General features: G+C 70.9%; 21 protein-coding genes, 1 tRNA gene and 1 pseudogene. 15 read left to right on the top strand and 8 right to left on the bottom strand.

What is annotated here, in order from left to right; genetic code table 11:
* Positions 1-2: 2 nt before the first annotated feature.
* Positions 3-923 (bottom strand): LLM class F420-dependent oxidoreductase, encoded by a 921-nt coding sequence (locus tag BLU20_RS04120; protein WP_083372901.1) that lies wholly within the window; start codon positions 921-923, stop codon positions 3-5.
* 51 nt (positions 924-974) lie between these two features.
* Here BLU20_RS04120 and BLU20_RS04115 point away from each other — a divergent pair, with 51 nt between their 5' ends.
* The 6 genes from BLU20_RS04115 (at position 975) to BLU20_RS04090 (ending at position 8,440) form a co-directional block, all read left to right on the top strand.
* Positions 975-1,856 carry an LLM class flavin-dependent oxidoreductase gene (locus BLU20_RS04115; protein ID WP_083371703.1) on the top strand — a complete coding sequence of 294 codons (882 nt, stop codon included), beginning with the start codon at positions 975-977 and terminating at the stop codon, positions 1,854-1,856.
* 55 nt (positions 1,857-1,911) lie between these two features.
* A complete protein-coding gene (locus tag BLU20_RS04110) occupies positions 1,912-2,673 on the top strand; it encodes a TetR/AcrR family transcriptional regulator (protein ID WP_083371702.1) in 762 nt (253 codons plus the stop codon).
* A gap of 135 nt (positions 2,674-2,808) precedes the next feature.
* Positions 2,809-4,062 (top strand): acyl-CoA dehydrogenase family protein, encoded by a 1,254-nt coding sequence (locus BLU20_RS04105; protein WP_083371701.1) that lies wholly within the window; start codon positions 2,809-2,811, stop codon positions 4,060-4,062.
* 27 nt (positions 4,063-4,089) lie between these two features.
* Entirely contained in the window at positions 4,090-5,280 is a 1,191-nt protein-coding gene (locus BLU20_RS04100) for an acetyl-CoA C-acyltransferase (protein ID WP_083371700.1), read from the top strand.
* 152 nt (positions 5,281-5,432) lie between these two features.
* Entirely contained in the window at positions 5,433-6,143 is a 711-nt protein-coding gene (locus BLU20_RS04095; protein ID WP_083371699.1) for an ABC transporter ATP-binding protein, read from the top strand.
* Entirely contained in the window at positions 6,140-8,440 is a 2,301-nt protein-coding gene (locus tag BLU20_RS04090) for an FtsX-like permease family protein (RefSeq protein WP_083371698.1), read from the top strand. The genes BLU20_RS04095 and BLU20_RS04090 overlap by 4 nt, the downstream gene beginning before the upstream one ends.
* Before the next feature lie 12 nt (positions 8,441-8,452).
* Here the strand turns inward: BLU20_RS04090 and BLU20_RS04085 are convergent, their stop codons facing one another.
* Positions 8,453-9,313, bottom strand: coding sequence for a LysR substrate-binding domain-containing protein (locus BLU20_RS04085; RefSeq protein ID WP_083371697.1), 861 nt, complete (start codon positions 9,311-9,313; stop codon positions 8,453-8,455).
* Between the two features lie 78 nt (positions 9,314-9,391).
* On the opposite strand from BLU20_RS04085, the gene BLU20_RS04080 reads away from it, so the two are divergent.
* Positions 9,392-10,339, top strand: coding sequence for an EamA family transporter (locus BLU20_RS04080; RefSeq protein WP_083371696.1), 948 nt, complete (start codon positions 9,392-9,394; stop codon positions 10,337-10,339).
* Between the two features lie 178 nt (positions 10,340-10,517).
* Here the strand turns inward: BLU20_RS04080 and aztD are convergent, their stop codons facing one another.
* Together aztD and BLU20_RS04070 are read right to left on the bottom strand one after the other, a co-directional pair.
* Positions 10,518-11,909: a zinc metallochaperone AztD gene (gene aztD / locus BLU20_RS04075; protein WP_197675417.1), complete on the bottom strand. Its 1,392-nt coding sequence runs from the start codon at positions 11,907-11,909 to the stop codon at positions 10,518-10,520.
* A gap of 134 nt (positions 11,910-12,043) precedes the next feature.
* Positions 12,044-13,366: a uracil-xanthine permease family protein gene (locus tag BLU20_RS04070; RefSeq protein WP_083371694.1), complete on the bottom strand. Its 1,323-nt coding sequence runs from the start codon at positions 13,364-13,366 to the stop codon at positions 12,044-12,046.
* Positions 13,367-13,473: 107 nt separating this feature from the next.
* Here BLU20_RS04070 and BLU20_RS04065 point away from each other — a divergent pair, with 107 nt between their 5' ends.
* Positions 13,474-14,181, top strand: coding sequence for an alpha/beta fold hydrolase (locus tag BLU20_RS04065; protein WP_083371693.1), 708 nt, complete (start codon positions 13,474-13,476; stop codon positions 14,179-14,181).
* 24 nt (positions 14,182-14,205) lie between these two features.
* On the opposite strand, the gene BLU20_RS04060 is transcribed toward BLU20_RS04065, so the two are convergent.
* Positions 14,206-15,495, bottom strand: a complete 1,290-nt coding sequence (locus tag BLU20_RS04060; RefSeq protein ID WP_083371692.1) for an Nramp family divalent metal transporter — start codon at positions 15,493-15,495, stop codon at positions 14,206-14,208.
* 206 nt (positions 15,496-15,701) lie between these two features.
* On the opposite strand from BLU20_RS04060, the gene BLU20_RS04055 reads away from it, so the two are divergent.
* The 3 genes from BLU20_RS04055 to BLU20_RS04045 all read left to right on the top strand — a co-directional run bounded on the left by BLU20_RS04055 (position 15,702) and on the right by BLU20_RS04045 (position 19,267).
* Positions 15,702-18,020 (top strand): choice-of-anchor I family protein, encoded by a 2,319-nt coding sequence (locus tag BLU20_RS04055; protein WP_197675416.1) that lies wholly within the window; start codon positions 15,702-15,704, stop codon positions 18,018-18,020.
* Positions 18,021-18,174: 154 nt separating this feature from the next.
* On the top strand, positions 18,175-18,564 hold the full coding sequence (locus BLU20_RS04050; protein ID WP_083371691.1) for a DUF3817 domain-containing protein: 390 nt from the start codon (positions 18,175-18,177) through the stop codon (positions 18,562-18,564).
* A 58-nt stretch (positions 18,565-18,622) separates the two neighbouring features.
* Positions 18,623-19,267, top strand: a complete 645-nt coding sequence (locus BLU20_RS04045; protein WP_083371690.1) for a class I SAM-dependent methyltransferase — start codon at positions 18,623-18,625, stop codon at positions 19,265-19,267.
* Between the two features lie 11 nt (positions 19,268-19,278).
* Here the strand turns inward: BLU20_RS04045 and BLU20_RS13675 are convergent, their stop codons facing one another.
* The gene (locus BLU20_RS13675; RefSeq protein ID WP_157270300.1) at positions 19,279-19,422 is read right to left on the bottom strand and encodes a hypothetical protein; all 144 of its coding nucleotides are present in this window, start codon (positions 19,420-19,422) and stop codon (positions 19,279-19,281) included.
* A gap of 503 nt (positions 19,423-19,925) precedes the next feature.
* On the opposite strand from BLU20_RS13675, the gene BLU20_RS04040 reads away from it, so the two are divergent.
* The 4 genes and pseudogenes from BLU20_RS04040 (at position 19,926) to BLU20_RS04030 (ending at position 22,563) form a co-directional block, all read left to right on the top strand.
* Positions 19,926-20,972 (top strand): hypothetical protein, encoded by a 1,047-nt coding sequence (locus BLU20_RS04040; RefSeq protein ID WP_157270298.1) that lies wholly within the window; start codon positions 19,926-19,928, stop codon positions 20,970-20,972.
* 445 nt (positions 20,973-21,417) lie between these two features.
* Positions 21,418-21,564, top strand: a pseudogene (locus BLU20_RS14370) (GNAT family N-acetyltransferase); the annotation flags it as partial.
* Between the two features lie 122 nt (positions 21,565-21,686).
* Positions 21,687-22,199, top strand: a complete 513-nt coding sequence (locus BLU20_RS04035) for a GNAT family N-acetyltransferase (RefSeq protein ID WP_083371688.1) — start codon at positions 21,687-21,689, stop codon at positions 22,197-22,199.
* A gap of 91 nt (positions 22,200-22,290) precedes the next feature.
* Positions 22,291-22,563, top strand: coding sequence for a type II toxin-antitoxin system TacA family antitoxin (locus tag BLU20_RS04030; RefSeq protein ID WP_172829008.1), 273 nt, complete (start codon positions 22,291-22,293; stop codon positions 22,561-22,563).
* 136 nt (positions 22,564-22,699) lie between these two features.
* On the opposite strand, the gene BLU20_RS04025 is transcribed toward BLU20_RS04030, so the two are convergent.
* Both BLU20_RS04025 and BLU20_RS04020 read right to left on the bottom strand, forming a co-directional pair.
* Positions 22,700-22,786 (bottom strand) — tRNA-Ser (locus BLU20_RS04025).
* A gap of 103 nt (positions 22,787-22,889) precedes the next feature.
* Positions 22,890-24,641, bottom strand: a complete 1,752-nt coding sequence (locus BLU20_RS04020; RefSeq protein ID WP_083371686.1) for a glycosyl hydrolase family 18 protein — start codon at positions 24,639-24,641, stop codon at positions 22,890-22,892.
* Positions 24,642-24,826: the final 185 nt, after the last annotated feature.

The raw sequence follows: 24,826 nt of genomic DNA, 5'->3' as shown, positions 1-24,826 counted from the left end.
CCTCAGCCGACGTGCGGCGCGACCTCGCGGGCGACGAGGTCGAGGTGGTCGAGGTCGGCCAGGTCGAGGACCTGGAGGTAGACCCGCTCTGCACCGTCGGCGACGACGCGGTTGAGCGTCTCGACGACCTCGGGCACGGTCCCCGCGATCCCGTTCTGACGCAGCTCGGCGGGCTCTCGACCGATCGCGGCCGCGCGGCGCGTGAACTCCGCCTCGTCCTTCCCGACGCACAGCACGAGCGCGACGGACCGTGTCAGCGGCGTCGTCCGCCCGGACTCGTCCGCGACGGCCTGCACCTCACGGAAGCGGTCGGCGATCGAGTCGAGCGCGGGGAACGCCTGGTTGTACTCGGCGGCGAACCGGGCGGCGAGCTGCGGCGTCCGACGCTTCCCCCCACCACCGACGATCACGGGGATCGTGGGCTGCGTCGGCTTGGGCAGCGCGGGTGACTCGGTGAGGTCGTAGTGCGCGCCGTGGAAGTCGAAGGTCTCGCCGAGCGCCGTCCCCCACAGCCCGGTGAGGACCTCGAGCTGCTCCTCCAGCATCCCGAAGCGCTTGTCGGGGAACGGGATGCCATACGCGTCGTGCTCGCGCTGGAACCAGCCCGTGCCGAGCCCGAGCTCCACGCGGCCGCCCGACATCTGGTCGACCTGCGCCGCCTGGATCGCGAGGATTCCCGGGTGCCGGTACGTGACCGAGGAGACGAGCGTGCCGAGGCGGATCGTGCTGGTCTCGCGCGCGAGCCCCGCGAGCGTGGTCCAGGCGTCCGTCGGCCCCGGCAGTCCGTCGCCGCCCATCGCGAGATAGTGGTCCGAGCGGAAGAAGGCGTCGAACCCGAGCTCCTCGGTCGCCTTCGCGACGGCGAGCAGGTCGTCGTAGGTCGCGCCCTGCTGAGGCTCGGTGAAGATTCGCAGATCAGTCATGCTCCCAGCCTGCCACGCGACGACGGGCGCCGGCACGCCTACGGTGAGCAGATGCGACTGTCCACCTGCATCCTGCCGATCTACCCCTGGGCCGAGGGCGCGGGTATCTGGCGCCGCGCGGAGGAGCTCGGCCTCGACACGGCGTACACGTACGACCACCTGTCGTGGCGGTCGTTCCGCGACGGTCCCTGGTTCGGTGCGGTGCCGACGCTGGCGGCGGCCGCGGCGACGACGTCGCGGATCCGGCTGGGCACGCTCGTCACCTCCCCGAACTTCCGCGAGCCGGTGACGCTCGCGAAGGACCTGATGACGCTGGACGACGTCTCGTCCGGCCGGATGACGCTCGGGATCGGTGCGGGGACGTCGTCGGGCTTCGACGCGACCGTGTTCGGCGACGATCCGTGGCCGATGCGGGAGCGCACGGAGCGGTTCGAGGAGTTCGTCGGGCTGTTGGACCGGCTGCTGACCGAGCCGGCCGTCACGTACGACGGCACGTATTACTCGGCGCACGAGGCGCGCACCATCCCCGGGTGCGTGCAGGACCCGCGGGTTCCGTTCGTCGTCGCGGGCGGCGGCCCGCGCGGGATGAGGCTCGCCGCGCGGTACGGACAGGGTTGGGTGACGACCGGCGCGAGCCTGCCCGACGACGCGACCCCCGCGGACTCGTCGGCGGCCGTCGCGTCGCAGGTCTCGACCGTCCGCGCGGCGTGCGAGGCCGAGGGGCGCGACCCCGCCACGCTGCACACCGTCCTGCTCGCCGGCTTCACCCCGGACCGGCTGTTCGACTCGGTCGGGGCGTTCGACGACGTCGTCGGGCGCTACGCGGAGGCGGGGATCGACGAGATCGTGCTGCACCACCCGATCCCGGACTCCTCGTTCGCCGCAGACCTGGACGCGTACGAGGCGGTCGTCGCGCACCACACGGGCGCGTAGGCGCCGGGGCGCGCGTCGGTCTGTCACCACCCGTGGGCGCGAGTAGGGTCCGAGTATGGGCCGCTCTCCACATCACGAGGCCGTCGAGGCCGCCATCGACCTCTTTACCCGCCAGGGGTACGAGAACACGACCGTCGACGAGATCGCGGACGCCGCCGGGATCTCCCGGGCGACGTTCTTCCGACGCTTCGGCTCGAAGGAGGACGTGGTGTTCGCCGACCACGAGGTCCTGCTGGAGCAGGTGGTCGGCCAGCTCGCCGAGTCCCGTCAGAGTCCGCGCAGCACGGACCCGCTGGTCGAGGTCTGCCGGGCCGCGCGGCTCGTTTTCGACCACCACATCAGCCAGCCCGACACGTCGCTCGCGCGTCACGCCCTGCTGCAGCAGGTCCCCGGCCTGCGAGATCGCGAGCTCATCACCACCCACCGCTACGAGAGGGCCTTCACGCGCTATCTGCGCGCCACGCTCCCGGCCGAGCGACAGACCACCACGACGACGATCGCCTTCTCGGCCTCCGTCGTCGCGGTCCACAACGCGTACCTGCGCGCGTGGCTGCGTGACCCCGACGGCGACCCGCGCCCCGGCCTCGAGGAGGGCTTCGCAGACCTCCGGCGCGCGGCGCGTGCGTCCTCGGCCCGGGCGCCGCAGACGGAGACGACGGCGGGGTCAGCCGACGCCGACGCCGTCGCCGCTCCCGCGCACCATGCTGAGACGGCCGACGGCGGGGCGTCCGACCGCGTGGTGGTGACCGTGCTGGACGTCCCCGCCGGGCGGACGGCCGACGACGTCGCGCGCGCGGTGCGTGAGGCGCTCGCCTAGGGGCCGGGGTAGCCCTCGGTCGCGTGCTGCCGACCTCAATCCTGATACTGCGTATCTTGACGTGAGACGCAATCGCGCGCACGATGAGAGGTGCGGGCGATGACTCGTCGCCGCACCACGCGACCGGGAGATCCCATGGCTACGTCCACCGACACCCAGCACACCGCCACCACCCCCGGCGGAACGCCCGCAGAGCGGCTCGTCGAGCCCGACTACGGTCTCCTCGAGCCGCTCGACGTCGACTACGCCGGTGCGTTCGCCGGTGCCACCGAGGCCGACCGTGAGCACTGGGCGACCGTCCGGACCTTCGTCCAGGACGACGTCCTGCCCGTGATCGACGGGTACTGGGAGCGCGCGGAGGTCCCCCGCGAGCTGATCGCGCGCCTCGGCGAGCTCGATCTCCTCCGCGAGAGCGTCGACGTCCCCGGCCACCCGCAGCACAGCCCGCTCGCCGACGGCCTCGCCTCGATGGAGATGTCGCGCGGCGACGGATCGGTCGCCACGATCTGCGGCGTGCAGGGCGGCCTCGCCCTGCGTTCGATCATGCTGCTCGGCTCCGAGGAGCAGAAGGCCGAGTGGGGCGAGCCCATCGCACGCGGCGAGAAGCTGGCCGCGTTCGCGCTGACCGAGCCCACCCACGGCTCCGACTCCGTCTCGCTGGAGACCACCGCCACCACCGTCGAGGGCGGCTACGTCATCAACGGTGCCAAGAAGTGGATCGGCAACGGGGCCAACTGCGACGTCTCCGTCGTCTGGGCCCGCGGCGACGACGGCCAGGTCCACGGCTACCTCGTCCCCCAGGACTCCCCCGGGTACGAGGCCAAGGTCATCGAGGGCAAGGTCTCGCTGCGCGCGATCCACCAGGCGCACATCACCCTGACCGACGTGTTCGTCCCGTCGGAGAACCTGCTGCCCGAGGCCCGCTCGTTCAAGGACACCTCGCGCGTCCTCGGCGCGACCCGCCTGTCCGTGGCGTGGTCCGCCGTCGGGCACGCCACCGCCTGCTACGAGACCGCGGTCGCGTACGCCAAGAGCCGTGTCCAGTTCGGCCGCCCCCTCGCCAAGAGCCAGATGGTCCAGGAGCGCCTGACCTCGATGCTCAGCACGCTCACCCAGATGCAGCTGCTGGTGGTCGCGATGACGGAGCAGGACGCCGCCGGGACCCTCACGGGCCCGCAGGCGTCGCTGACCAAGTACACGTGCACCCGCGGCGCCCGCGAGATCGCGTCGGTCGCACGCGACATGCTGGGCGGCAACGGAATCCTGCTGCAGAACCGCGTCGCCCGGCATTTCGCCGACATCGAGGCGCTCCACACCTACGAGGGCACCGAGTCCGTCCAGGCCCTGATCGTAGGCCGCGACATCACCGGCATGTCCGCGTTCGCCTGATCCCCCACCACTGATACGGAGACTCTTGTGAGCGACGACGCCACCACCCCCGTCCTGATCCACGGGGCACGCACCCCCTTCACCAAGTTCCGCGGGGCCCTCGCCTCGTTGAGCGTGACCGATCTCGGCGCGCACGCGATCCGCGGCGCGATGGCCGCCTCGAAGATCGACCCCGCCGACGTCGACGCCGTCATCATGGGCCACGTCGTCCAGGCCGGTGCCGGGCAGGGTCCCGCCCGCCAGGCCGCCGTCGGCGCCGGGATCGGCTGGGACGTCCCCGCGACGACGATCAACAAGCTCTGCCTGTCCGGCCTCACGGCGATCATCGACGCCGCGCGGCTCGTCCGCACCGGCGAGGCGTCCGTCGTCGTCGCCGGCGGCATGGAGTCGATGACCAACGCCCCGCACCTGGTGCAGCACTCCCGCGCCGGCTTCGCGTTCGGCGACGTGACGATGGCCGACTCGCTGACGCACGACGGCCTGCGCGACCCGTTCGACGGCATGATCATGGGCGAGGCCACGGACCGTGGGTGCACCACCCGCGGCATCGGGCGCGAGGAGCAGGACGCGTTCGCGGCCCGCTCGCACCAGCGCGCGGCCGCCGCGTCGGAGGCCGGACGCCTGGCCGACGAGATCGTCCCGGTCGAGATCCCGCAGCGTCGTGGTGAGCCCGTCGTCGTCTCCCAGGACGAGGGGATCCGCGCCGGAACCACCCCCGAGACGCTCGCCGGGCTCCGTCCCGCGTTCGTCCCGGACGGGACCATCACGGCCGGTTCCTCCTCGCCGCTGTCCGACGGCGCCGCCGCGGTCGTCGTGGCGTCGAAGGCGTTCGCGATCGAGCACGGCCTGACCTGGCTCGCCGAGATCGGCAGCGCCGGGCAGACTGCCGGCCCCGACAACTCGCTGCACTCCCAGCCCGCGCGGGCACTGGCCGCCGCCCTCGACCGTGAGGGCGCCAAGGCGGACGAGCTCGACCTCGTCGAGATCAACGAGGCCTTCGCGGCCGTCGCGATCCAGTCGGTGCAGGACCTCGGGGTCTCCGAGGACGTCGTCAACACCGACGGCGGCGCCATCGCCCTCGGGCACCCGGTCGGGGCCTCCGGCGCCCGGCTCGCGCTGCACGTGGCCCTCGGCCTCGCGGCTCGGGGTGGCGGCCTCGGTGCCGCGTCGCTCTGCGGCGGCGGCGGACAGGGTGACGCACTGATCTTCCGCGCGTAGCCCGCACACCGCACCTCGCCGAGGTATATCCGCGCCCGGGTATACCTCGGCGTCGTCGCGTGGAGGGGCTACAGGTGCCTGTGGATAACTTCTCGGGTCGGGCCCACCGGTCACGTAGCGTCCTCGATACGTGACGAAAGGGACGCACACCGATGCTCGAGGCGCACGCACTTCACCTGACCTACCCGGGGGCCGAGCGAGCCGCCGTCGCTGGGGTGGACCTCGTCGTCGAGCCCGACGAGGTCGTCGCGGTCACCGGGCCGTCGGGGTGTGGAAAGTCGACGCTGCTGCACCTGCTCGCCGGGGTCCTCGTCCCCGACGCCGGGACCGTGCACCTCCGCGGAAGGTCCTTGTCCGGCTCGTCGTCCGACGGCCGCGCGCTCGCACGACGCCGCGGGATCGGCATGGTCTTCCAGGACGGCCGGCTGGTGCCTGAGCTCCCCGCCGTCGAGGACGTCATGCTGCCGCTCCTGGTCGACGGGATACGGCGACGCGAGGCACGACGGCGCGCGATGGCGGCCCTGGAGTCCGTGGGACTGGGCGAGCTGACGGTTCGGCGGCCGACAAAGATGTCGGGCGGCCAGGCGCAACGCGTCGCGATCGCCCGGGCCCTGGTCCACGAGCCGTCCGTCGTGCTCGCGGACGAGCCGACCGGTGCGCTCGACCGCGCCACCGGGACCGCCGTGATGGATCTGCTGGTCTCCTCGGTCCGTGCCCGTGGAGGCGCACTCGTGGTCGTCACGCACGACGAGCAGGTCGCGGCCGCCGCCGACCGGCGCGTGGCAATGCTCGACGGCGTCGTCTCGCCGGCGGGTGCGCAGGGCAGCGCCTCGGGTGCGCCGCGCGCGGCGAGTGTTCGATGAGACGGCTCGGGCTTCGCCTCGCTCTCGCGGGTGAGGGAGCTGCCCGGTGGGGCTCGGCACTGACGGTGCTCGCCGCCGTCCTCGGCACGACGGGTCTCCTCCTGCTGCTCTCCGTGGGACCAGCGCTCGAGACGCGCGCCGACCGCTTCGCATGGACGACCGCTGACTTCGGGTCCTGGGCCGACCCGGCGGCCGACGCCGACGGGTGGGTCACGATCACCGACGACAACCGGTTCCCCGACCGCGTCGAAGCCCCCGACGGAACCGTCGCACAGGGCGGCTTCACATCCTACGTCGGCGACGACGCCGTCACGGTCGTCGAGCTCGGGCACGCGGGCCTCGACGCCCCCGTGCCACCCGGCGTCGACGCGATACCCGCCCCCGGGGAGGCGTACTACAGCCCGGCACTGGTCGAGCGGCTCGCCGAGGTCGGGCAGGCCGAACGGTACGGAGCGGACGTCGGACGAGTCGATGCCGGTGCGCTGCGGTACTCCGACGACCTGGTCGCCGTCCGCGGGGTGACGCCCACGGACGCCCATCTGGCGTGGACCACACGGGTCACCGGGTACGACGAGCGCGCCATGGCCCGGCCGTTGGTGCCGCTCGAGCTCCTGGTCTTCGCCACCGGCGTCGGTGCCGTCCTGGCGGTCGTCGTGGTTCTCGTGCTGACCGCGATCCGCCTGACCGAGACCACGCGCCGTCGTCGTACCGCCACGCTCGTCCTCCTCGGCGCCGACACCCGCGCCGTCGCGAGGATCGCGGAGGGAGAGGCGCTCCTCCCGGGCGTCGCGGGCGCTCTGGGCGGGCTGGGTGCATTTCTCGCCGTCCGTCCACTGGTGGCGCGGATCGGGTACGAGGATGCGCAGTTCTACGCCTCGGACCTCTGGCCCGGATGGGTCGGTGTGATCACCTCGCTGGGTCTCATTCTGGGAGCCTGTCTCGTCGGTGCCCGCGGAAGCGTGCGTGACCTGGACGTCGACCCGCTCGGGCTGACCCGTTCCCCGGAGCGTCGCCCCCGCCCGTGGCGATGGGCCGGACTACTGCTCATCACAACCCCGGCTCTTGCCCTGCTCGGGGTGCCGGACGAGATGCCGGTTGTCGCAGCGTCGATGGGAGCGGCCGTTCTCGGGCTCCTCGTCGTCGCACCGGTCGTCGTTCAAGTGCTCGGGCGCCTGGCCGCGCGCGGGCGCAGCGCAGCCTCGATCCTCGGCGGACGCCGGTTGGCTGCTCACGCGCGCACGCACGCCGGGCCCCTTGCCCCGTTGATCATCGCAACACTGCTTGCTCCCTTCTTTGCGGCGCTCGTCCCCGCGGCCGCGACCTCGATCGACGACGAGGTGGTCATCGGCCAGAACGACCTCACGGCAGTCGCGGACGTCGTCAACGCCACGAAGTCAGAATCCGCCGCGCTCGCCGACGACCTGCGCGAAGTGGACGGAGTGGAACGCGTCGCCCGGGTCGCCGAGGCCACCCTGGTCGGACCGGTGCAGACGGAGCTCTGGGTCGGGGACTGCGCGGAGATCACCGCCGCCGGACACCTCGACGTCCCGTGCGTGACGGGCTCGATGACGCTCGACCCGAGCGTCCAGCTCCCCGACGACGACCCACCGATGATCGAGCCGAGAGCTGCTCTCGACGTGACGACAGACATCTCGGGCACGACCGCCGAGGAAACCTGGTTCGAGGCTCCCTCCGAGGTGGCCCGCGCGGACTTCCCCGCGGGCGTAGACATGAGGTCCGGCATCGTCGCGCGCGACCTCGACGCCGCCGACGCCCCGGTCCGGGCAACCCAGCTCTTCGTCGCCCACGGACCCGGCGCGGACGTCGAGCAGATGCGCACGCTGGTCGAGCAGTCCACCCCCGGGGCACACCTGTCCACCCGGACGACCTCGTTCAACGGGCTGTCCGAGCTGCTGCGCCACTACTACTCGGCCGTGAAGCTGCTCGCTCTCGCCCTCGCCGTCGCCGCGGTGCTCGCAGCTGCCATCGGCTTCGCGTCCGCACAGGCCCATCGCGGGCCGGCAGACGCCATGCTGCACGCCACCGGAATCCCCACCCGGACCCTGGCGCGCGCTTCGGCGATCGAGACGGCACTGCCGGCCGCCGTCCTCGCCTGTGCGAGCGGGATCGTCGGATCCGCGACCGCAGTCTTCGCGCTGCACCTCGCGAACCGGCCCGTCCCCTGGGTCGACCTCGGACTGTGGACGTTCGGCGCTCCGGTCGCGGCCGCGACGACCCTCGGGGCCGTGGCGCTGATGACGACATCGCGCGCCCCGGCCGGGCGTCGTCACGACTAGCCACGACTCCGGCTAGAGCAACCGGAGGAACGCTCGTGCCGCCGGGCTGAGATTGAACTCGCTCCATGCGAGGTACTCGACCCGCGAGGGCCCGTCGACGACGGGTACCGCGACGAGGCCGTCGTCGGCGCGCACGTATCTCGACGGCAGCAGCGTCACCGCAAGGTTCTCCCGGGCGAGGTCGAGCAGGATCTCGGTGGACATCGCCTCGAACGGAACGTCCCGCGAGATCCCGGCTGCGCTGAACGCGAGGTCGCTCTGCGCCCGCCCCGGGCTCCCGACCGGAAAGTCTGCGAAAGCCTCCTGTGCAAGATCGTCGATCCCGATCGACTCGTGGTCGGCAAGGCGGTGCTGGCGGGCGAGCACGGCGACGAGCCGGTCGGACCCGATCTGCCGCCAGTCGACTCCGCGGGGCTCACGCCCTGCGGGGAGTCCCAGGAGACCCACATCTGTCTCCCCCGCGGCGATCTCCGCCGCGATCGTGTCGCTGCCACCCACCTGGAGCGCGACCCGTACGTGCGGGTGCGCGTCGCGGAACTCCTTGAGCACGGCTGGGACGCTGACCGCGGTCACCGTCGGGATCATCCCGACGGTCAGCCTGCCCCGGACCTCCCCGACGGCGGCGGCCGCCTCGTCTCCGGCCCGCTCTGCCGCGTCGAGACTCGCACGGGCACCGGGGAGGAAGGCACGGCCCGCGGCGGTGAGCTCCACGCGTCGGCTGGTGCGGGCGAACAGCGTGACACCGAGCTCCTTCTCCAGCGCCTTGACCTGGTGGCTCAGCGCCGACTGCACGACGAAGCAGCGCGCCGCGGCCTTGGTGAAGCTGGAGAGCTCGGCGACGGCGACGACGTACCTCAGCTGCTGGAGTTCCATCCATCTATCTTCTTTGGCGATAGATGAGATGACAAGCATGTGTTGGACTCATTGATCGATCGACCGCAGGATCAAGACATGACCGCCACCGCCCCGCCCCCGACGGCGACCCCAGCCGCCGTGCACGGGCGACAGCTCGCCCGTCGCACCGCGCTCACCGCGCTCGCCCCGGCCGTCTGGGGCACCACCTACGTCGTCACGACCGAGCTCCTGCCTGCCGGACACCCGCTCTTCGCCGCCCTGATGCGCGCACTGCCCGCGGGAATCCTCGCGATCCTGATCACGCGCACTCCGCCCCGCGGTGACTGGTGGTGGAAGGCAGCCGTGCTCGGGACCCTCAACATCGGGATCTTCTTCGCCCTGCTGTTCGTCACGGCAGAGCGCCTCCCCGGCGGAGTCGCCGCCACCCTCGGTGCGACACAGCCGATCCTCGTCGCGTTCCTCGTCGTGGCCGTGCTCCACGAGCGGCTTTCACGATGGCGACTCGCCTGGGGCGTCGTCGGCGTGATCGGCGTCGGCCTGGTGGTGCTCGGACCGGGTGCAGGGCTCGACGTCGTCGGCGTGCTCGCGGGGGTGGGCGGCGCACTCTCGATGGGGCTCGGGGTCGTCCTCACCAAGCGATGGGGGCGGCCCGCGGGGGTCAGCGCCCTGGGTCTCGCGGGCTGGCAGCTCACCGCCGGCGGACTCGTCCTCCTCGTCCCGACCCTCGTGCTCGAGGGCGTGCCGGCGAGAGTCGACGGGGGCGCAGTCGCCGGATACCTCTGGCTCGGGCTCGTCGGCGGGCTGCTCGCCTACAGCGTGTGGTTCGCGGGGATTCGAGTCCTGCCCGTGACCGCGACCGCCTTGCTCGGCCTGCTCTCCCCGCTCGTCGCGACCGGGCTGGGCGCCGTCGTGCTCGGCGAGCGATTCACGGCTGTCCAGTCCCTCGGCCTGCTGCTCGCCCTCGCGGCGATGCTCGCCGGGCAGCTCGCGCCACAGCGGCGAAGGACAAGCACCCCGCCACGAGAGCCCAGGTCGGCGGAGTAGACGACAGGTTCACCGCCGCGGATCAGTGTCCGTTCGGCGTCAGTATCGCCGCGCGCGACACGACCGGGCACACCCTGGTGTACCCGGTCGCGTTCGACGACGGACTGCCGGCGGCCGTCCCGGTCGACATCTCCGGGGCGTTCCACGAGAGATTCCTCGCGTCGCACTGAGACCGTGGCTAGTGGTCGTGGTCCTCGTGGTCGTCGTGGTCCGCGTGCTCGTCCTCGTCGTGGTGCGCCTCGTATTCCTCGACCCCGTCACCGGTGACGCCAGTGAGCTCGTTGGGGACGACGTCGAGCGTCGCCGTGTTCCAGACCTCGCCGGACAGGATGTCGACGGCGTGGATGCTGCTGGTGGCCGGGTCGCTGACGAAGGCGGTGCCGTCGTTCACCCAGACCGCCGGGCGCGGCTCCTGCCAGTCCTCGGGCACGGTCCAGGCGTCGACGACAGGCCAGGAGTTCGTGAGCTCGCCGGTGATCGGGTCGATGACGTGCAGCGCGCCGTCGGTGCCGAGCACCAGCGCCTCACCGTCGTCGCCGCGTGCGAGCGAGCGGAACGTGTACGAGGCGGGGAGCTCGACGAGCTGGATCGTGCCCGCCTCGGCGTCGATCAGCGAGACCTGGGTGGGGTCCTGGTCTTCGCCCTCCTTGTAGTCGCCGAGGACCACCGACGACGAGTGCGAGCCCGCCAGCGTGCCGAATCCTCCCGGGCTGGTGGGCGAGTCGACCTTGGTGACGGCTCCGTCCTTCACGATCACGACGCCGTCCTCGCAGCCGAGCACGACGGCCTCGCCCTGGGCGGTCGCCTCGCCGTGGACGCTCGGGCACTCGTCGGTCGCCGCGATCTCGGCGTCGTCGGCGTCGAGCACGCGGACGCCGGAGCGCTCGTCCTCGGTCCCGTCGGTCAGCACCAGGGTGCCGTCGGTGAGCTCGACCGCGACACCGTGGTGGGCTGCGGGTGTCGTGTAGGTCCGCGCGTCCTGTCCGGGGCCGTCAGCTACGTGCTCGGCGTCGACGATCGTGATCTCGCCGGTGCCGTCGTCCCAGAAGTTGGTCCGTCCGGCGTGCACGACGGCGTGGCCGGGCGTCTCGGCCTCGTAGGTCACGTCGGTGAGCACGGGGTCCGCGGTGAAGTAGTGCGCGTGGTCGCCGTGGGCCTCGGCCCAGGTGCCGGTGTCGAGGAGCTGGAAGCCCTCACTCGTGGAGAGCGCCGCGTGCCGACCGTCGCCTGCGGGGTTGGCGCGGAGGAAGCCGTCGAGCGCCACGTCCCCCACGACGTCGAGGGTGTTGGCGTCGAGAACCTGCACCCCGCCGTCGTAGGTCACGACGAGTCGCGGTGTCAGGGCGGCGGCCTCGGTGACGTCCGACGTCGCCTCGTCGGTCGAGCCCGACGCTGCGGACTCGTCCTCGGACTCGGTCGTGGCGCACCCGGCGAGGAGGCCGAGCGAGAGGAGGGCGGCCGCCGTCGTGCGGGCGGTAGGAGCAAGAGTGCGTGTCATGGCGGAAAGGCGCGCGGGCAGGGCCGTGCGCCGCTCCTTCCTGGTCGTGGGGACGGGAGGTGCGCGCAGCATGACGATAACAGTAATGACACCCGTTCTCACTAATCCGTTCACGAATGCTCCCCACGACACACCGGTGGGGTGCGAGGAATCGCTCCCTCGCACCCCACCGGTGGCACGTCCGACGGCAACGCCGTCCGACGGCGTCAGCTCGCGGCGTCGTCCTTCTCAGGGTCACGCGGGCCCGGGACGGAGGCCGGGCTCGCGGGCTCCGCGCTCGTGCCACGCCAGCGGGCGATCGCGGTCTGTCCGTGGAAGATCAGGAGCGCGGCGCCGGTGCCGAGCGCGATGCCCTCGAACGTCAGGTCCCCGGCGGCAAACGTAAAGTTCGCGATCCCGATCACCAGCGGCACGGCCGCCGTCGCGAGGTTCACCGGGTTGCCGAAGTCGACGCGGTTCTGCACCCAGATCCGTGCACCGAGGACGCCGATCATCCCGTACAGCATCGTCGCCGCACCGCCGAGCACCCCCGGCGGGACCGTGGCGACGAGCGCACCGAACTTCGGCGACATCGAGAGCGCCAGCGCCGTGAACGCCGCCACCCAGTAGGCGGCCGTGGAGTAGACCCGCGTCGCCGCCATCACGCCGATGTTCTCGGCGTACGTCGTCGTACCCGAGCCGCCGCCGGTCCCGGCGAGCGTCGTCGCGACGCCGTCCGCGAAGATCGCACGCCCCATGTACGAGTCGAGGTCCCGTCCGGTCATCGCCGCCACGGACTTCACGTGACCGACGTTCTCGGCCACGAGAACCAGCACGACCGGGACGAAGAGCCCGAGCACGGCGACGTCGAACGTCGGCGTGACGAAGTCGGGGAACCCGATCCAGGCCGCCTGCTCGGCGGCCGAGAAGTCGACCTCGCCGCGGATCACCGCGACGACGTACCCGACGACCACGCCGACGAGGATCGACAACCGACCGAGGATCCCGCGGAAGAGCACCGTCGCGACGAGGATCGTCGCGAGCGTGACGGTCGCGGTCACGGGGAACTGCTCGAAGTTGCCCCATGCGGCCGGGGCCAGGTTGAGCCCGATCAGCGCGACGATGGTGCCCGTGACGATCGGGGGCATCAGCGTGTCGATCCACCCGGCGCCCACGAAGTGGACGACGGCGCCGACGGCAGCCAGGACGAGGCCGGTCACGAGGATGCCGCCGACCGCGACGCTCTGTCCTCCCGCGGCCGTCGCAGCGCCGATCGGGGCGATGAACGCGAAGCTGGACCCGAGGTAGCTCGGGAGCCTGTTGCGGGTGATCAGCAGGAACGCGATCGTCCCCAGGCCGGAGAAGAACAGCGTCGTCGCCGGGGAGAAGCCGGTGATCAGCGGGACGAGGAACGTCGCCCCGAACATCGCGACGACGTGCTGCATACCGATCCCGACGGTCCGGGGCCAGGACAGGCGCTCGTCAGGGGCGACGACGTCGGTCGGCCCGAGCGTCTTCCCGTCGCCGTGGAGGGTCCAACCGAGTGCCATCAATGCTCCGTCCGTCGCCCGACCGGGATCGGGTGGTTCGTGCTGAACGCGCAGGGTTGCGCGGGAGCAGCGTAGCGAGTGTCGGGGGCCGTGCCTACAGTCGAAGAATGGACATCATCCTGGTTCCCGGGTTCTGGTTGGACGGTTCTGCGTGGGACGACGTCGTCCCGCACCTCGTGGAGGCCGGCCACACGCCGCACCCACTCACGCTCCCGGGGATGGAGTCGCGCGACACCGACCGCTCTCAGGTCACGCTCGCCGACCACGTCGCGGCCGTCGTCGCGGCGATCGACGCGCTGCCCGACGACGCGGAGGTCGCCCTCGCCGGGCACTCGGCGTCGGGCGGTCTCGTCTACGCGGCGTCGGACGCCCGGCCGGGCCGCGTCGCGCACGTGATCTACGTCGACTCGGGGCCGCTGGCCTCCGGTGACGCGCTGAACCCCGATCTCCCCGCCGAGCTCGACGAGTACCCGCTGCCGCCGTGGGAGGGCATGGACGACGCCTCGTTGCGCGACCTGACCGAGAGCCAGCTCCAGGCCTTCCGCGAGCGCGCGGTCCCGCAGCCGGCCGGCACCGTGCGGGAGCCGCACGCGCTGAGCGACGACCGGAGCCGCTACGCGGTGCCCTCGACCGTGATCGCCTCGGAGATGTCGGCCGAGACGCTGCGCGGCCTGATGGCGGAGAACCACTCGTTCGTCGCGGAGCTCGCCCGGCTCGACGACTACGAGATCGTCGACCTGCCCACGGGCCACTGGCCGATGTTCACGCGACCCGCCGACCTGGCGTCCGCGATCGTCGGTGCGCTCGAGCGATAGGTCCCGGCCCGACGCGCGGCCCGCTCACCCGGCGAACGTGAGCCAGAGCAGCACGAGGTTGAGGGCGACGATCACGGTCGCCACCGCCCAGCCGGCCACCTGGGTCACCGTGCCGTTGCGCTGCTCCCCCATCAGCGCACGGTCGCGCGTCAGACGGACCAGCGGGATCATCGCGAACGGGATGCCGAAGCTGAGCACCACCTGGCTCATCACCAGCAACCACGTGGGCGAGATGCCCGTCGCGAGCAGGACGACCGCCGGGATCAGGGTGACGGCACGCCGCCACAGCAGGGAAATCCGCACCTTGAGCAGACCCTGCATGATCTCGGCACCGGCGTAGGCGCCGACCGAGGTCGAGGCGAGCCCGGAGGCGAGCAGCCCGACGGCGAAGAGCACGCCGACCACCGGCCCGAGCACGTCGACGATCGCGGCGTGCGCGCCCTCGATGGAGTCGGTGCCGGCACGGCCTGGCAGGTTGGCCGCCGCGAGCAGCAGCATCGCGATGTTCACCGAGCCCGCGACGATCAGCGCCAGCACGACGTCGAGCCGCGTCCCGCGGAGCAGCCGCCGGGTCTCGGCCTGCTCGCCGGAGTACGCGGCACTGCCGGGGAGTGCGGGGCGGGTGGCGCGGTGCCGGTCGCGGGCGAGCGAGGAGTGCAGGTAGATCGCGTGCGGCATCACGGTGGCGCCGAGCATGGAGGCCGCGAGCAGGACGGAGTCGGCGCCCTCGAACCGCGGGACAAGCCCGCCGAGCACGCCCTCGAGCGACGGCGGCGCAAAGAAGAGGCCGGCGCAGAACCCGACGGTCAGGATCGCGAGCATCGACGTGATCACGGCCTCGAAGGCCCGCTGACCGCGCCGCTGCTGGATCGAGAGCACCAGCATGGAGATGACGCCCGTGATGATGCCGCCCACCACGAGCGGGACCCCGAAGAGCAGGTTGAGCGCGATGGCGCCGCCGATCACCTCCGCGAGGTCGGTCGCCGCGGCGACGACCTCGGCCTGCCCCCAGTAGGCCAGGCGGGTCCGGCGTGACATGCGCTCGCCGAGGACCTCGGGCAGCGACCGGCCGGTGACGATGCCGAGCTTGGCGGAGAGATACTGCACGAGGACCGCCATCACGTTGGCCGCCACCAGCACCCAGACCAGCAGGTACCCGTACCGGGCTCCGGCGGTGAGGTTCGCGGCGACGTTCCCGGGGTCGACGTAGGCCACGGCGGCGACGAACGCGGGGCCGAGCAGTCTCCAGAGCCCCCGCTCGGGACGCCGGGGGCGGGCGGGCCGCGCCGGGCTGACGGCGACGTCGTCGGGCATCAACACGCTCCTGAGGGAAAAGTTCGGGTGTCCGAACTCTGAGTGTGCACCACCCGGAGAGGCGGGGCAACCACCGTCCGCGATCTCCGACATCACACCCGAAAGCCATGCAGGGTTCACCGCCCGCATCCCGCCCGTGCACGTCGGCTGCCTAGCGTGCGGAGCGTTCGTCCCGCCGTCGCGAAACTCCTGGAGGACCTGTGCCCGTGCCCACTCCCCGACTCCTCACGCTGCCACGGTGGTCCGCGGTCGCCGCCGTCGGCCTCGCACTCGGCGGACTCGTCAGCGCGAGCGCCGCTCCCGCTGCCCGGGCCGCCGTGATCGACGACCCGGTGGGGGTCACGACCTCCGACGCCGCGATCGAGCTGCGCGCTCTCGGCAGCTACGAGACCGGGCTGTTCGACCAGTCGGCGGCCGAGATCGTCGCGCACCACCCCGCGACGCAGCGACTCTTCTCGGTTAACGCCCATGCGGGGCAGGTCACGGTCCTCGACGTCGAGGATCCCGGGGCTCCGCGGCGGCTGTTCGCGCTCGAGACCGCGAACGTGACGGCCGCGGACGGGTCGAGCGTTCCGGCATCGGCTGTCGCCAACTCGGTGGCCGTCCGCGAGGACGGTCTCGTGGCGGTGGCTGTGGAGTCGAACCCGAAGACCGAGGCGGGGTGGCTGGTCTTCTTCGACGCCGCCACCGACGGCACGGCACTCGGCGCCGTTCGCGTCGGGGCCCTGCCGGACATGGTGACGTTCACGCCGGACGGGGCGCGCGCCGTCGTGGCCGACGAGGGTGAGCCCGACGACGACTACACGGTGGACCCCGAGGGCGACGTCGCCGTCGTCGACCTGCCCGGGTCGGTGACGGCACCCGGGCAGGACGCGGTCCGGATCGCCGACTTCCACGCCTTCGAGGCGGAGGGTGCGCTGCCCGAGGGGGTCCGCGTGTTCACGGGGATCGAGGGCTCCGACCACCCGGTCTCGCGCAACCTGGAGCCCGAGTACGTGACGGTCTCCGACGACGGGACCACCGCCTGGGTGACCCTGCAGGAGGCCAACTCCGTCGCCGTCGTGGATCTCGACGCCGCGGAGGTCACCGAGATCCGGTCGCTCGGGTCCAAGGACTTCTCGGTCGAGGGCCAGGGCATCGACCCGTCTGACAAGGATGCCGGGATCGACATCCGCACCGTGCCCGTGCGCGGCCTCTACATGCCGGACGGCATCACGAGCTACGCGGCGGGCGGCGAGACCTACCTGCTGACCGCCAACGAGGGCGACGCCCGGGAGTGGGGCGACTACGAGGAGCCGGTGCGGGTCAAGGACCTCGGCGAGGACGGGGTCGCTCCCCTGTGCGACGACGCCCCCGCCGCCGGGCGCACGGCCGACGACGACCTCGGCCGGCTCGACGTCTCGCGCGCCTCGGGCCTCGCCGCGGACGGCAGCTGCTACGAGGAGCTGTTCGCGTTCGGCGCCCGCTCGTTCTCGATCTGGACCGCCGACGGCGAGCAGGTCTTCGACTCCGGCGACGACTTCGAGCAGATCACGGCCGACGTCGCGCCGGACACCTTCAACTCCGACCACGGCGAGTCCTCGTTCGAGTCGCGCTCGGACGCCAAGGGGCCGGAGCCGGAGAGCGTCGTCGTCGGCACGGTGGGCGACCGCACGTACGCGTTCGTCGGGCTCGAGCGTGTCGGCGGCATCATGGCGTACGACATCACCGACCCGACCGACGCGACGTTCGTGCAGTACCTCAACAACCGGGACTTCTCCGTCTCGGCGGAGGACGCGATCGACGACGGCGCCACTCCCGCCGAGGCCGTGCGCGCGGCCGGGGACCTCGGGCCCGAGGGGCTCGCCTTCATCTCCGCGACGGACTCCCCGACCGGGGAGGCGATGCTCGCCGTCGGCAACGAGGTCTCCGGCTCGACCACGCTCTACGCGATCGACGGACCCGCGGCGGTCGAGGCACCCGCCCGTGGCGCAATCAGCGACGACAACGCGCGCGACGGCGTCCGTGGCGGCGACTACACGGTGTCCGTCGACCTGTGGTGGGGCCAGAACGCCACCCAGGTGCGGCTGACCGAGAACGGGGACGTCGTCGCGACGCGCAACCTCGTGGACGCGACCCCCGCCGCCCAGCACGTCGAGTTCGACGTCGCCGACCGCGCCGACGGGACGTACGAGTACGGCTGCGAGCTCGTGAACGCCGCCGGCACCACCGACTGCCGCACCCACACCGTGCGGGTCACGGAGGCGGCGCCGGCCACCCCGCGCCTGAGCCACGACAACCACGACCAGGACGGCGAGTACACCCTCCGTGCCGACCTGTGGTGGGGCACCAACGCCACCGCGTGGACCCTCCTCGAGGACGGCGAACCCGTCTCCTCCGGAGACCTCACGGACGGCACCCCGTCCGCCCAGCACGTCGAGGTGCCGCTCACCGGCCGCACCGCCGGCAAGCACACTTACCAGATCGTGTTCAGCAACCACCTCGGCGACACCGAGAGCAAGGAGCTGACCGTCCGGGTGCGCTGAGCCACCGAACGGCAGGGGCCGCCGTCGTCCACCCGGACGACGGCGGCCCGTCTCATTCACCGGGGCCGACGTCTGTAGCGGGCCTGGCTGGACACCGTGTCCAGGTGCATCGGCGATACTGTCGCCCGCCATCGCCCCACCCGGAAGGACCCCCATGACTGACTCGTCGCCCGCCCCGCTCTCGCCCGTCGGCCGCGTCTACGCGATCGTCGCCTTCGTCGAGGCGTTCACCTGGGCCGGACTTCTCGTCGGCATGTTCCTCAAGTACGTCACCGAGACCACCGAGGCAGGGGTCTGGCTGTTCGGACGCCTGCACGGTGCCGCGTTCGTCGTCTACGGCCTCGTCACGATCTACGCCGCCGTGAAGCTGCGCTGGGGCTGGGGCCGCGCGTTCGTCGCCCTGGCCGCCGCCGTGCCGCCGTTCACCACCCTTTTGGTCGAGTGGTGGCTGCGCCGCACCGGCCACCTCTCGGTCCCGGCTGAGCCGGGCACTCCGACCGAGGCAGATTCGACGACGGATCGCGCGGCCCAGCGAACGCCCTGATGATGGGCACCATGCTCCCCACGACGACCGATACCCACCGGCACGACGGAACCGTCCGATGAAGCAGCCCGCGACCTGGGCGGGGTACCGGCAGTCGATCGGCGACCGGTCGTCGCTGTTCGCGGCCGTCCACGCCGCGACCGGAGCCGAGCGGGCGCTCTACCCCGGCAGCTACCTGGACCTCGCGCCGTCAACCGCACTCCCGTCCGTCACGTATCTCGACATGGACCGCCGGGCCGCGAAGTACTTCGCCGACCCGGACGCCGTCGCCGCCGACCTCGACGGCCGGGCCCAGCCGGGGGCCGGAGCCGACGTGCAGTTCGTCGCCGGCGACTACACCGCAATGCTCCCGCTGCCGGACGCCGCGTTCGACCTGCTGATCTCCCTGTACGCGGGGCCGATCTGGGACCACTGCCAGCAGTACGTCGCTCCGGGCGGATACCTGCTCTCCAACGCCAGCCACGGCGACGCGAGCATCGCCGCCCTCGACCCCCGCCTGACCCTGACCGGCGTCGTTCAGCACGCCAGCGACACCGCCCACACCGGCGGGACGTACACCCTCTCGACCGACGAGCTCGACACCTACCTCGTGCCGAAGAAGCCGGCCACCGCCGACGCCGATCAAATCAGGGCCTCCGGCAAGGGCATCGCCTACACGCGCGAGGCGTTCGCGTACCTCTTCCAGTTGGACGCGCGCGGCTGACCGCGAGCCCGTTACTCGGAGAGCGTCGCCGCGGTCGCGGTCACCCGGAGCTCTTCGCCCGGACACACCGGCCCGTCGACCGCCACCTCGGAGCCCGAGGCGTACGTGACGACCACCGGCCCGTCGACGCACTCTCCGAACTCGAGGAGGGTCACTGCTCCTTCGCTCGGGATTTCCGTACTCGGCTCGGACCCAAGCTCGACCGTCACCACCTCGGGAGAGTCATTGACGAGGCTGACCTGGCCGTCCGCGGAGCAACCCGCCAGCGCCATCGTGCCGAGTGCGACGAAAGCAGTTGTCCGGCTTGAGCGCCGCCCGGTCGATGCGACGCTCGGACGATCCGCGTCAGATGTCGTGGGGGCGGTCTCCATGCGGTGATCGTAGCCAACAGCACCGAACACCGTGTCAACCTGCCTGTTCCGGGCGCCAGTTGAGCGCAGCCCGACGAGCCGCACGTCGCACGTCAAGAGGGCAAGGCTCCGCGAAATGCCTCGCGGTGTGATCAAAGGCACCGGTCCGCTGCCGAATTCACCCTCGAATCAGCCCACAACGGTACTTCGCGGACTACTAGCTCTGATCTGATGGGCTGCACAAAATAGTCACGAAGTGTCCGGGGCCGGAGATCGGCAGCCGGGGCTTGAGTTGGGAGCACGGTTCGATGAAGACTGCAGGTATGGCGCGGCACCTCGGTGCGCTCGGAACAGCATTCGCACTGGTGGTCGGGTTGAGTGCATGCAGCGCCTCGGCCGACAAGGCCGAGTCCGACGGTGGGAGCACGACAGCGACGCCGGAGGTCCCGGACCTCAGCGGAGTCTGGGACACCGTCGATGCGGATGGCCCACAACAGCAGGCAGTGATCTCGGGATCGACGATCACCATCAACTGGCTGTCGGACGACACGAGCGACCCGATGCTCTACTGGGCCGGGTCGTTCGAGGCTCCTTCCTCGACAGGTTCGTACAGTTGGTCGTCAGCGAACGACCACGGCCAGACGGATACCGCCCTGCTGGCCTCGAGCGACGAGTCCAAAGAGTTCTCGTACGCCGAGGGTCAGATCAACTACGAGGTGAGTGCCCTCGGCGAGACGAGCACCGTCACGCTCGAACAGACTTCCACCACGGTTCCTGAGACCGCAGACGCTGCGTCGTCGGACGCGGCTGCGGGAACCGCTTCCGTCGTCGACTCCGGCATGGGGGTCGACGGTGACTACGCATGGGTATCGGCGATGATCGAGCACGACGGACTCACGGGCGAGTTCGCCACGGTGCTGTTCAACATCTACGACGAGAACGACGAGCTGATTGCCTCGGAGGAGCAGGTCGAGGTACTCGGAACGGCAGGAACCACGTTCCCCATCGGCACACAGGTCTCGTTGCCTGCCGAGAGCACGGCCTCGCGTGTCGACGCGACCGTCAGCGTGAGCGACTACGGAAGTAGCCAAGAGGCCATGCCTGTCGTCGAAGCCATAGAAGCGACGGCCGACGATCTGCGATTCACTGTCCAGAACACGACCTCCAAAGACTGGACGGACCCACGGATCGCCATCGTCTGCCACAACGACGCAGGCGAAATCGTGGGCGGCGGGGTGGACTTCCCGAACGCGATCCCGGCGAACGGCGAGTTCCTGGTCAAAGACTCCACCCTGATCACGGCGGAAGACACAGCGACGTGCGATGCATACGTGCAGCTGGAGGCGTCGAACTAGCGCCGGGCCACCAGCTACCACGCCGAGGGCACACGCACTCCGGGGCTCAGTCCGGCTGCACAACGACGAAGGGCCCCGAACCATCCGGTTCGGGACCCTTCGTGTCGGCGGTAGCGGTGGGCTACGCCGGCGTCTTCCGACGCGCTCCCTCCGGCGGCCATCAGATCAGCTCTAACTTGTGTTTTCACGACCGGGCTGGTCAGACGAGCTTGCACACGATGGGTCGAAACTCCGTCGGAATGCGGAGGGCAGATGGTGCGGCCCCGGCCAAGATCACCCTGCGGACGTTGCCCTGGTATCGGCGACCGAGTCGAACCGCGCCTTCTTCGCCAAAGCACACCACGAGTCGTGTCGTTCGACGATCGAGCAGTTGTTCGTGTGAGACGGCGCCACACGAGACGCCGGGGCTGGGCCCATCTTTGATGCAGGCGGCATCCACATCGCCATGGGGAACGACATGCCAGGCGGCGTCGTCTGCTGGGAGCACCGAGTCGGCCACGTCTGGGTCAAGGAGCTCGTCATCGTCCCGGAGCATCGGGGCCGAGGCATCGGCGAGCGCGTAACTGCTCGCGTGGTCGAAGATTCGCGTGGGTGGAAAGCGCGGAAGCGGCGATACCCGACGACCGCACCTCCCACCTCCACTCATCCCTGTCACCACCTCACCGTAGGGTGGCGACCGCTCGAGTCCTGGCGATCGGAAAGGCACCAACGACGATGCTCATCGCGCGGCCGTTCACCTCGGCAGCCATCAAGCTCCATCCGTTCGACTGCGGTGAACCGGAGCTCAACGAGTGGCTCGCCCGCTACGCCGGCCAGAGCGAGAAGAAGGACAACGTCCGAACCACTCTGCTGCTCGACGAGGAGGCGCAGCGCGTCGCCGGCTACTTCTCCATGCGCACCTTCGAACTATCAGCGGCCGACGGCGAGTCAGCACTAGGACGCAGGCGTCGCTACCCGGCGCCGGCGATGCTCCTTGCACGGCTCGCTGTCGACAAGGACTACCAGGGTGGTGGCGTCGGCAAGCTGCTCCTCGTCGACGCCCTCCAGCGGCTGCTGGCAGCGGCCGACAACATCGGCTTTGAGATCATCGTCGTTCACGCGCTCCACGAGGACGCCGCCTGCTTCTACCTCAAGCACGGCTTTCGCCGGTTCCTCGACCACCAGCTCAGCCTCTTCCTCACGACGAACGACCTGCGCGCGACGTTCGCTTCAACAGGACCACATTGAGGCGTACGCACCCCATGCGTACAGTAGACGTACACCACGGACCCGAGGAGTCACCATGCCTACCGCCAACGCTCGGTCAGAGCGCATACACATGCGCCTGTCACCCGACGCCCTCGAGACCATCCGCGAGGCCGCTGCCGCCCAGCAGCAGGACGTGTCCGCGTTCGTGCTCGGGGCTGCGATGGAGCATGCCCGCGAGGTCCTGCTCCGCGATCGCGTCCTCCAGCTCACCCCTCGCGAGCTCGACCAGGTCGACACGGCCCTCGACGCCAATGCTCGCGTGGTCCCGGAGCTTGCCGCGCTCATCGCAGCCGTTCAGCGGGATGCCCCGCAGCACGGCATGCAGGAGCTGACGTCGCACTGAGCCACTCCGAGCGTGAAGGGGCGGTCCCGGAACCGATCCGGGACCGCCCTTCGTCGTCTCGGGACGACAGTGAGTACCGGGGACCGGCGAACGACGAAGGGCCCCGAACCATCCGGTTCGGGGCCCTTCGTGTCGGCGGTAGCGGTGGGATTTGAACCCACGGTGGCTTTGACACCACACAACATTTCGAGTGTTGCACCTTCGGCCGCTCGGACACGCTACCTCGCTGGAATCACCAGCGACACAAGGATAGCGGGTCGGTGCCCCGGATCCGAAATCGGGTCCGGGGCACCGCCTTCGCTCACCTCAGATCGTGCGGTGTGCGGTCAGGCGCAGGGAACGCCTGCGTCCCACGAGCTCCATGCCGAGCCGCCCGGCAGGTCACCCTTGGTCCACCACTGGGCCGTGTAGTTCACGCCAGCGCGGGTGACGACGTCGCCCTTGCGGTACGTGGCTGCGGAGTCCCAGGCGTCGCCGCACTGCTCGACCTCGACGGCGGGTGCGGTGCCGCAGCCGCCGATCTCGGTCCAGGCGCTCGAGGAGCCGGGCTCCTGGTTGCGCGTCCAGTACTTGGCCTCGTACTCGACGCCGTCGTGGGAGACCGTGGCGCCCTTGGTGTAGACACCGGCTGCGTACCACGGGGCGGCGCACTGCTCGCCGACCTGCGGCCCGGGGGTGGCTGTGCGGAACGTGTCGGCAGCCTGCCCGACGAGGTCGTTCTTCTTGTCGCCGGAGATGTCCCACCACATGGCGCCGCCGAAGTCGTTCTCGGCGAGCCACTCGGACTTCGCGTTGACCGACTTCTTGTCGTCGTACGAGTACCAGCGGTCCCCGTCGTAGCGCCACGACGCACCGGCCTCGGGGTCGAAGTAGGCCTTGCCGAGGTTCTTGAGCTCGTCGTACGTCGGCGTGCCGATCGAGGCGGTGGCGGCGGTGCCGGCGATCTCGCCGTCGGTCACGCCCTCCCAGCCCTGGCCGTAGACGGCCATGCCGAGGTTGAGCTGCTCGCCGTCGTAGCCCGCGGCCTTGTAGGCGTTGAGCAGGCCGTCCGCGGCGAGGCCCCAGTTGGCGGAGGTCTGCTCACCGTCGGGCTGCGTGGGGTCGACGGGCCAGTCGTAGGCGTGCAGGTTGCCCTGGTGCCCGGTGCGGTTGCCCACCCAGCCACCGTGGTAGTCGTAGCCCTGGATGTTGATGTAGTCGAACGAGTCGATGGCGATCGGGTCGACCCAGCCGCCGTTGGTCCGCGGGGCCCAGCCTGCCGGTGCGAACCCGGTCAGCAGGTACTCCGTGTCGTTGGCCTCGGCACGCTCGTCGAGCTCGGTGCGGAACTCCTGGAGCATCGCGAGGAAGTTCGCCTTCTCCTCGTCACCGTAGACCGGGCCGTGCTCGCCGTTGGCTGCGGGCCACTCCCAGTCGATGTCGATGCCGTCGAAGATGCCGGCTGCGACACCCTCGCCGCCCTGGTCGCCGTAGACCGGGAGGTCGCCGTCGATGTACAGGTCGAGGCAGGACTCGACGAGCTTCTCGCGGGCCTCCGGGGTCGCCGTCGCGGCCGGGAAGTTGTCCGACCAGGTCCAGCCGCCGAGGGAGACGAGGATCTTGATCCCCGGGTACTCCTCCTTGAGCTTGCGGAGCTGGTTGAAGTTCCCGGCGAGCGCCTGGTCCGGGCTGTCGGCGACGCCGTCGACCGAGTCCTTGGCCGAGACGAGGCGCAGGTAGTCGTTCTCCGGGTCGCCCTCGACCTCGCCGGGGTCCACACCGTGGTCCGGGACGACGCCGTCGCTGATGTCGCAGACGAGGTCGGTCGTGACGTTCCCGAAGGAGTAGTTGAGGTGCGTCAGGTCGTCGATCGCACCGGAGGTGATGATGTCCTCGACCTGGTAGTCGCGGCCACCGTCCTCCTTGCTGGGTGCGTGGGCCTGGAAGTAACCCACGGACCGGAACCCGTTGATGCCGTCGGGGTCTCCGCCGTCGGCGGGAGCGGCACCGGCTGCCGGGGCGGTGAGAACGCTCGCACCCAGGGCCGTGGCGGCCGCGAGTGCCACGGCGGCCCCGCGGCGTGTTGGACGTCGTGTCATGGAAAAGGCCTCATTGCTCTCGTCCGTGCCGGAGCTGCCGCCCGGCAGATTTGTTCGGTCCCCTGCACACTAGCCAACTGTGGGCCATTTCACTAGACACTTAACGTAAGTGTTACGAACCCGGGCACAGCGCCGTCTGACGTCGCGGCCCGGCCGGGGTACGACGTCGTCGGCGGGCGTAGGCT

Origin of the sequence: Paraoerskovia marina, from assembly GCF_900105445.1 — a bacterium.
Taxonomy (GTDB): Bacteria; Actinomycetota; Actinomycetes; order Actinomycetales; family Cellulomonadaceae; genus Paraoerskovia; species Paraoerskovia marina.
This window is presented reverse-complemented; position numbering and strand designations above follow the sequence as displayed.

Coding starts and splice junctions, on each gene's coding strand:
- BLU20_RS04120 (WP_083372901.1), bottom strand. CDS start 923: ATGACTGATCTGCGAATCTTCACCGAGCCTCAGCAGGGCGCGACCTAC.
- BLU20_RS04115 (WP_083371703.1), top strand. CDS start 975: ATGCGACTGTCCACCTGCATCCTGCCGATCTACCCCTGGGCCGAGGGC.
- BLU20_RS04110 (WP_083371702.1), top strand. CDS start 1,912: ATGGGCCGCTCTCCACATCACGAGGCCGTCGAGGCCGCCATCGACCTC.
- BLU20_RS04105 (WP_083371701.1), top strand. CDS start 2,809: ATGGCTACGTCCACCGACACCCAGCACACCGCCACCACCCCCGGCGGA.
- BLU20_RS04095 (WP_083371699.1), top strand. CDS start 5,433: ATGCTCGAGGCGCACGCACTTCACCTGACCTACCCGGGGGCCGAGCGA.
- BLU20_RS04090 (WP_083371698.1), top strand. CDS start 6,140: ATGAGACGGCTCGGGCTTCGCCTCGCTCTCGCGGGTGAGGGAGCTGCC.
- BLU20_RS04085 (WP_083371697.1), bottom strand. CDS start 9,313: ATGGAACTCCAGCAGCTGAGGTACGTCGTCGCCGTCGCCGAGCTCTCC.
- BLU20_RS04080 (WP_083371696.1), top strand. CDS start 9,392: ATGACCGCCACCGCCCCGCCCCCGACGGCGACCCCAGCCGCCGTGCAC.
- aztD (WP_197675417.1), bottom strand. CDS start 11,909: ATGCTGCGCGCACCTCCCGTCCCCACGACCAGGAAGGAGCGGCGCACG.
- BLU20_RS04070 (WP_083371694.1), bottom strand. CDS start 13,366: ATGGCACTCGGTTGGACCCTCCACGGCGACGGGAAGACGCTCGGGCCG.
- BLU20_RS04065 (WP_083371693.1), top strand. CDS start 13,474: ATGGACATCATCCTGGTTCCCGGGTTCTGGTTGGACGGTTCTGCGTGG.
- BLU20_RS04060 (WP_083371692.1), bottom strand. CDS start 15,495: ATGCCCGACGACGTCGCCGTCAGCCCGGCGCGGCCCGCCCGCCCCCGG.
- BLU20_RS04050 (WP_083371691.1), top strand. CDS start 18,175: ATGACTGACTCGTCGCCCGCCCCGCTCTCGCCCGTCGGCCGCGTCTAC.
- BLU20_RS04045 (WP_083371690.1), top strand. CDS start 18,623: ATGAAGCAGCCCGCGACCTGGGCGGGGTACCGGCAGTCGATCGGCGAC.
- BLU20_RS04040 (WP_157270298.1), top strand. CDS start 19,926: ATGAAGACTGCAGGTATGGCGCGGCACCTCGGTGCGCTCGGAACAGCA.
- BLU20_RS04035 (WP_083371688.1), top strand. CDS start 21,687: ATGCTCATCGCGCGGCCGTTCACCTCGGCAGCCATCAAGCTCCATCCG.
- BLU20_RS04030 (WP_172829008.1), top strand. CDS start 22,291: ATGCGCCTGTCACCCGACGCCCTCGAGACCATCCGCGAGGCCGCTGCC.
- BLU20_RS04020 (WP_083371686.1), bottom strand. CDS start 24,641: ATGACACGACGTCCAACACGCCGCGGGGCCGCCGTGGCACTCGCGGCC.